7 protein-coding genes are annotated in these 5688 nt (G+C 63.9%); 3 read left to right on the forward strand and 4 right to left on the reverse strand.

What is annotated here, in order from left to right:
* Positions 1–203: transposase family protein (locus ABZX75_RS33655; protein WP_355417860.1), on the forward strand; the 203-nt coding region annotated here is incomplete at its 5' end.
* A 434-nt stretch (positions 204–637) separates the two neighbouring features.
* Here the strand turns inward: ABZX75_RS33655 and ABZX75_RS33660 are convergent.
* Both ABZX75_RS33660 and ABZX75_RS33665 read right to left on the reverse strand, forming a co-directional pair.
* Positions 638–1249 (reverse strand): snapalysin family zinc-dependent metalloprotease, encoded by a 612-nt coding sequence (locus ABZX75_RS33660; RefSeq protein WP_355417863.1) that lies wholly within the window; start codon positions 1247–1249, stop codon positions 638–640.
* 231 nt (positions 1250–1480) lie between these two features.
* Positions 1481–2245, reverse strand: coding sequence for a hypothetical protein (locus tag ABZX75_RS33665; RefSeq protein WP_355417866.1), 765 nt, complete (start codon positions 2243–2245; stop codon positions 1481–1483).
* 912 nt (positions 2246–3157) lie between these two features.
* Between ABZX75_RS33665 and ABZX75_RS33670 the strand changes: the two genes are divergently transcribed.
* Positions 3158–4024 carry an alpha/beta hydrolase family protein gene (locus ABZX75_RS33670; protein ID WP_355417868.1) on the forward strand — a complete coding sequence of 289 codons (867 nt, stop codon included), beginning with the start codon at positions 3158–3160 and terminating at the stop codon, positions 4022–4024.
* Between the two features lie 484 nt (positions 4025–4508).
* Here the strand turns inward: ABZX75_RS33670 and ABZX75_RS33675 are convergent, their stop codons facing one another.
* The gene (locus tag ABZX75_RS33675) at positions 4509–5087 is read right to left on the reverse strand and encodes a hypothetical protein (RefSeq protein ID WP_355417871.1); all 579 of its coding nucleotides are present in this window, start codon (positions 5085–5087) and stop codon (positions 4509–4511) included.
* Positions 5084–5314: a hypothetical protein gene (locus tag ABZX75_RS33680; RefSeq protein ID WP_355417874.1), complete on the reverse strand. Its 231-nt coding sequence runs from the start codon at positions 5312–5314 to the stop codon at positions 5084–5086. Before ABZX75_RS33680 ends, ABZX75_RS33675 begins: the two co-directional genes overlap by 4 nt.
* A gap of 171 nt (positions 5315–5485) precedes the next feature.
* On the opposite strand from ABZX75_RS33680, the gene ABZX75_RS33685 reads away from it, so the two are divergent.
* Positions 5486–5688 (forward strand): transposase family protein (locus ABZX75_RS33685; protein WP_355417877.1); only part of this gene is annotated, 203 nt, incomplete at its 3' end.

Consider the following 5688-nt stretch of genomic DNA (forward strand, 5'->3'; position numbering starts at 1 on the left):
CTGTTCCCCACCGACGCAGGCCGGGAAAGGACCTCACGCTCAAACAGAAGTGCGTCAACCGGGCCCACTCCCGCCTGCGATGGCCCGTCGAGAGAGCCATCGCCGAGATCAAGACCTGGCGCATCCTCCGAAAAGCCCGCTGCCACCCCACCAGACTCACGTCAATCACCAAAGCCATCCTCACCCTGGAGACCCACCGCTGAACAAGCTCACTGTCGCCGCAGCTGACTGAGATCTTCCGTGAGCGCGTGTGCCTCGCGTTCAGCTTGCCTTCGACCGCGATTGCTTCGAACGGGAAGTGCGCTGCCATCACGAGGGCCATGGCCACATTGGCTCTTACTGAACCTCTTTCATCCTGTGCTGGAGGGTGAAAGAGGTTCACTGGAGTATTAGACCGTCCTATGTGGTGAGGCGGGTGCGGCATTTGTAGCAAGGGCTTCTCACGTACGAACGGCACCCACCTCCAGCGCGCCAGTGAGAGAGGTCGGAAAAGGCTCGTTGGTCGCGAGCGTCGATGGCCCCTCATACGGATCCTCATGCGGGCTGTCGAAAATCGACCATCGGGCGGATCTGGGAAGAGGTTCGATCTTAAGCAACCAATTCCGCCGCCTCAGAGGGAAGGGATCCGCCTATATATTCACCCCCATGTAAGACTCGGATACCTTGCCTGATACAGTGACTTCACCATGTTAGTCTCGGCCTCATTAGGGGAAAGCACATCGCAGTCAGTATGGGAAAAATGGGCCTTCATTAATTCACTGCACTCCGTGGGCGCTGCTGAGTGTTCCAACCCAAGAGCATGACCGATCTCATGAGCAGTCGTACTGAGTCGATCGTACCAGCTAGAATTCTGGAGGTCCCAGTGTGGAGTGTCGAGCGTAATGGACCCGAAATTGCTGCGGTTCACAGTTGTTTGACCTAGAATTTTGCTGCCGCTTGGTGAGAACCCCAAATCTCCTTGGCTGAAATGAAGTGTCGCGTTCGCTCCTTCCCGAAGGAAGTCGCGACCCAAGTCGATGTTCCAATTGCCCGCTGCAGTGCGGATTAAATTCCTATGAAAGTCGCTTATGTCTGCCGCGATAGCATAGTTAATGTGCTGACCTCCGCTATCAAGTCCGGCGCCACCAAAAATCCCGGGACGGAGGTCGGGTGTGGGGGTGACGGCTGGGCTGGGGGTGGCGTTTATCATTTGCAGTGCGGCCGCCATGACTACGGTGGCAGCAGATGAAAGAAAGCCTCTGGACTTCATGATCATCCTCCTTCATGTGATTGTCTGCATGGTTTGCGTTGCTATGTCCGCGGGGGTGCGTGGGCACGGTCTAGGCAGGCGGCTGATAGCTTTCGCCTTTGCGCGGACGAGTTGTGCTGACGAACCGGGTTACTGGGAGTGCAGGATGCGCTGCTTGGGTCTGCTATTTCCCAGCCCGGCCGTGCAGCTACCGGGGCTACCGGTGAGAGCGTGTGCCGCCTGCCGGGGTCACTACCACAGGTGGATGCTGAATACCCCAGAATTGACGGGCTCGAAAGTCCACGGGGCACTTCCTGGAGCGCACTCGACCGAGGTGTCTTTGGTGTTGGAGACGTTTGTACCGGTAGGGAGGAATACGTTCGGGAGAATATTCGTGTAGTGCTCATCACTATTATTGTTATAGTAAGTGCATTGATGAATATTCATCCACCGTCCGGCCCGGCCCCCCATGTCCAGACTGTATACCCCGGACGTGAGCGGGCGTAATTCCCATGCGCCGCCGCCAGGGCCGCATTCAAGCGCGGTGTCTTTGACGTTGGAGACGTTTGTGCCAGTGTTGTAGTTAACGGCAGGAGTGTTCGGCAGGACATTCGTGTAGCGGTCGCCCGCCGCAACGTACGTACACTGATGGATGTTCAGATAACGATTGTTCCGCGACTTCCATTTATCAACCCTGAAGACGCCCGAGTTGTTGTACTGAAATTCGTAGCGGGGACTCCCCTCTCCACAAATTGGGGCGTACTGAGGAACTTGCTGATATGCCGTGCCGGTGTTGAAGCTTGTATTGGGAGTAGTCCGCAGCTTATTTGTGTAGTGGTCGCCCGGTGCAGCGTACGTGCACTGATGGAGATTAAAGAAGCGAGGCGCCCATTCGTAACTTGCTTGCGATCCGGTGTCAGCGGCAGTGGCGGGTGTCACCGTGAACGACATTATGCTGGCGCCCGCAAGGGCTGCGAGAATCGCCTTGCGGATAGGTCTGGGCTTCAATCGATTCATTTTCGGTCTTCTTTCATTTGTGCACCGGTCCTGCCGGTGAGTTCACGGATATTCCCTTGGCCGCTGTGACGACAAAGTCAGCCCCTACTCTCACGCGGCCCCTCATGCGGACTTCATGAGTGAGCATTTTCAACTCACCCACCGATCGGGTGACGGGAGGCTCCAATTCCTGCAGGTCACAGACGTTCAGGCGGACGTTCTGAAGCTCAAGTTGAAAAGGCTCAGTGTTACGTGTTGGGGGCCTTCCAGTGCTGAAAATTAGGCAACTGCGCGCCGGATGCATGGTGGAAGTTGGCGTTCATCAAAGGACGGATGTCAAGGCGCGATGTTTGACTGTCAAGTCACCAGCAGTGAGATATTTATAGACCTTTCGACCTAACACCCGATGCGGCCCTCGCATCGAATTGTTTGAATTCCGCTGATCTCTTAATCTCCGTCGCCGTCTCTTCTATTTTTGTCGACATCCGCTTCTATCAGGAGTGCTGGCCCCCGCCCTGGCGGGCCCTCACACAAGGAAGAGGATCCAGCGGCCGGAAAATGACGCCAGGGCAACCGCCCGGAAAGCGGACGGCGCCGCCCTGTCGAAGGCCGGCCACCTCCCCCGTCCATCGCGTCGCCGCCCGTCGGGTCGCGCGCTGCGGCCGCGGCGGAGCGGCCGGCGCCGGGGCCGGCGCCGAAGGCGGTCCGCGACCTGGGCGCCGACGCGGGCGGCGAGCATCGCGGCGTCACTGGCTGAACGGCTGCCGACGGGTCCGCCGACCTGCCCCCCGGGTGGCGGCCCCTTCGGCCGTCACTGCCGCGGCTGCAGGTGCGGTCGGATGGCTGGCCCCCTCCGCCGCCGGCGTTGCGCCGAGGCCGATCACTGCGGACAACGGCGCGCGGGTCATCGCGGAAACCTGCGTCGGCCCACGGATGCTCGACCTCACTGTCGAGTCTCCCGCGCTGCAAGCCGTTGTACCGGTGCGGCTGCTGCTGCCCCCCGGGTGGCGGCCCCGCACCGACCGGACCTGGCCGGTTTTCTACCTGCTGCACGGCGCGTACGACGACTACACCTCGTGGACCAGGGAGACCGACGTCGCGGACCTGACCGACGGCGCCGATGTGCTGGTGGTCATGCCGACCGCGAGCAGGGACGGGTTCTACTCCGACTGGTGGAACCACGGCGCCGCAGGGCCGCCCGGCTGGGAGACCTTTCACCTGGTCGAGCTCAGGCAGATCCTCGAGCGCGGCTACTGCGCCGGCCAGCGGCGGTCCATCGCCGGTCTTTCAATGGGAGGCTTCGGCGCGATGTCGTACGCTGCCCGGCATCCGGGGATGTTCCGCGCCGCCGCCTCGTACAGCGGCGCCGTCCACACCACCCGTGGCATCGGCCCCGGCATGATCCAAAGCGTGGTCGTCGGACACGGACACGACCCGCTGGCACTGTGGGGCGACCCGACGCTGAACGGCGGCATCTGGGCGGCTCACAACCCCCACGATCTGGCTGACCGACTGTTGGACATACCGCTCTATGTCTCCAGTGGCAACGGGCAGCCCGGCCCCCTGGACCCGCCCGGCACCCTCCCCGACCCGGTCATCGAACCGATGTGCGCCGACATGAGCACCGCATTCGTCGCCAAGCTCCGCGACCTGGGCGCCGACCTCACCTCGGATCTCTACGGACCAGGCACACACAGCTGGCCGTACTGGCAACGCGCACTGCACGACTCTTGGCCCATGCTCATGAAGGCCGTCGATCACAGGAGGAACACGCAGAGAAGGCAGTCGGGTGTCACATGATTTCGACACCCGGCTCGAACTGGCTGTCCGCTGCGCCGCGTGGGTGAGGGATTGATCCGCGGGCGGGGTTCCTGCGCTCGCATGCGGAGCGCTTCTGTCAGCATTTGGACGGGCTGGCGTCGGCGGTGCGGAGAGCGCCGTGCCGGGCCGCGGCGGGGCCGGCCGCGCTTGCCGCGGCCCGGTGGGACGGCTTGGAGCAGGGTCGCACACGTGCGCTGCGGCCGGGGGCCCGGGCGTCGGTCCAGGCAGGAGGAAGCGACCCGTGAGTGGCTGCTGAACCCCGTATACACCCGAACCCCCGAGCAGATGCTTGAGGGCCGGGCAGCACGCGCTGCGGACCACCAGAACATCGCTGGGCTGTTGATGGAAGCCCAAGGCCTCGGCCTCGGCCCGGTGTCCGGATTCTTCTTCCTGCCGGGCGTCGTCGTCCAGTGCCTTGGCGGTCGGTGGGAGCATCGGGCCGACGCGGGGTAGCGGGGGTGTTTCACTTGGTGGGGTCAGGTCGGGCGGGGGTTTGCGGGGTGGTGGGGGGTAGGTCGCGGACCGTGTGGGTGCCGGCGGCCAGGGTGGCGTCGGGGTGGGTGAGGTAGAAGGTCGGGAAGGCCTGGACCTTCAGTGCTGTGGTGATGGTGCCGCCGGTGGCGGGTTCGCAGACCACGGTGGCGAGGGGGGCCAGGGCGTCGAGCATGTCCTGGCGTGCGGTGGGGGCGGTGTGGTCGCCGGCGGTGACCACAGCCAGGACCTGGTCGCGGGCGTAGCCGGCGCTGCGGATGTAGGCGGTGAAGGCGGGCAGGCTGGTTTGGCAGTGGGGGCAGTCCACGGCCAGCAGGGCCAGTGCTGCGGGGTGGCGTAGCCGGGTGTGGCTGATGGTGGTGCCGTCGGTGGTGGGGGCGGTGAAGGCGGGCAGGGGGCTGTGGTCGGGAAGGAGGTGGCTGGTGTTCTGTGTGAGGTGGTTGAGGAGGTCGGTGTGGAGGCGCAGGCGGCGGACCAGGCCGAAGGTGACGAGGAGGTGCGCGGCGGTTGACAGGGCCAGGATCGTGGTGGCTGCCGTCAGAGCGCTCATGGGCGGGTTCCCTGCCTGGTGGGCCGGGGCAGAAGGGTGGTGCCGGTGGGAGGCGGGCCGACTCCGGTGGGGGTGGTGAACAGTTCGGCCAGGTCGTCGAAGACGCTCAGGGCCGCCCCCAGGAAGGCACCGGTGGCCGCGGCCATCCACACCCCGGCAGGGCGGGCTGCTGCACTGGCGGCCGCGGGCCACAGGGCCAGGGCGGTGACCGCCAGGGCCAGCAGCACAATGTTACGCAGGAGTTGGGTGCGGGAGACGGGGCGGGCGGAGCCGCCAAGACAGTGAGCATTTTCAGATTGGCCACCGATCGGGTGACGAGGCGGTGGTGGTGAAACGGACAAAGCCCCCGGGCTGTTGAGCAAGGTGTCACCGCTCAACTCTTCAGCCTGGGGGCTCTGTTGGTTGCCTATCGTGCCGTATTGGATGTCCCGCATGCACTTGTGGAGTGGGTCACGATGCTGATCGTCACCCGGGAGGGTGGGAGGCGGTGCAAGCTGCCGCCGGCAAGCCGAGCGCTGGCCGCACTGGTGTACTTGCGCAAAAACGACACCCTTGCCCAGATCGCTGCCGGGTTCGGGGTCAGCGTGGGCACCGCCCACGC

Source organism: Streptomyces sp. NPDC003038, assembly GCF_040611115.1.
Classification (GTDB): domain Bacteria; phylum Actinomycetota; class Actinomycetes; order Streptomycetales; family Streptomycetaceae; genus Streptomyces.

Excerpts from the sequence above, each read along its gene's own strand:
- ABZX75_RS33660 (WP_355417863.1), bottom strand. The coding sequence starts at position 1,249 with ATGAAGTCCAGAGGCTTTCTTTCATCTGCTGCCACCGTAGTCATGGCG.
- ABZX75_RS33665 (WP_355417866.1), bottom strand. The coding sequence starts at position 2,245 with ATGAATCGATTGAAGCCCAGACCTATCCGCAAGGCGATTCTCGCAGCC.
- ABZX75_RS33670 (WP_355417868.1), top strand. The coding sequence starts at position 3,158 with ATGCTCGACCTCACTGTCGAGTCTCCCGCGCTGCAAGCCGTTGTACCG.
- ABZX75_RS33675 (WP_355417871.1), bottom strand. The coding sequence starts at position 5,087 with ATGAGCGCTCTGACGGCAGCCACCACGATCCTGGCCCTGTCAACCGCC.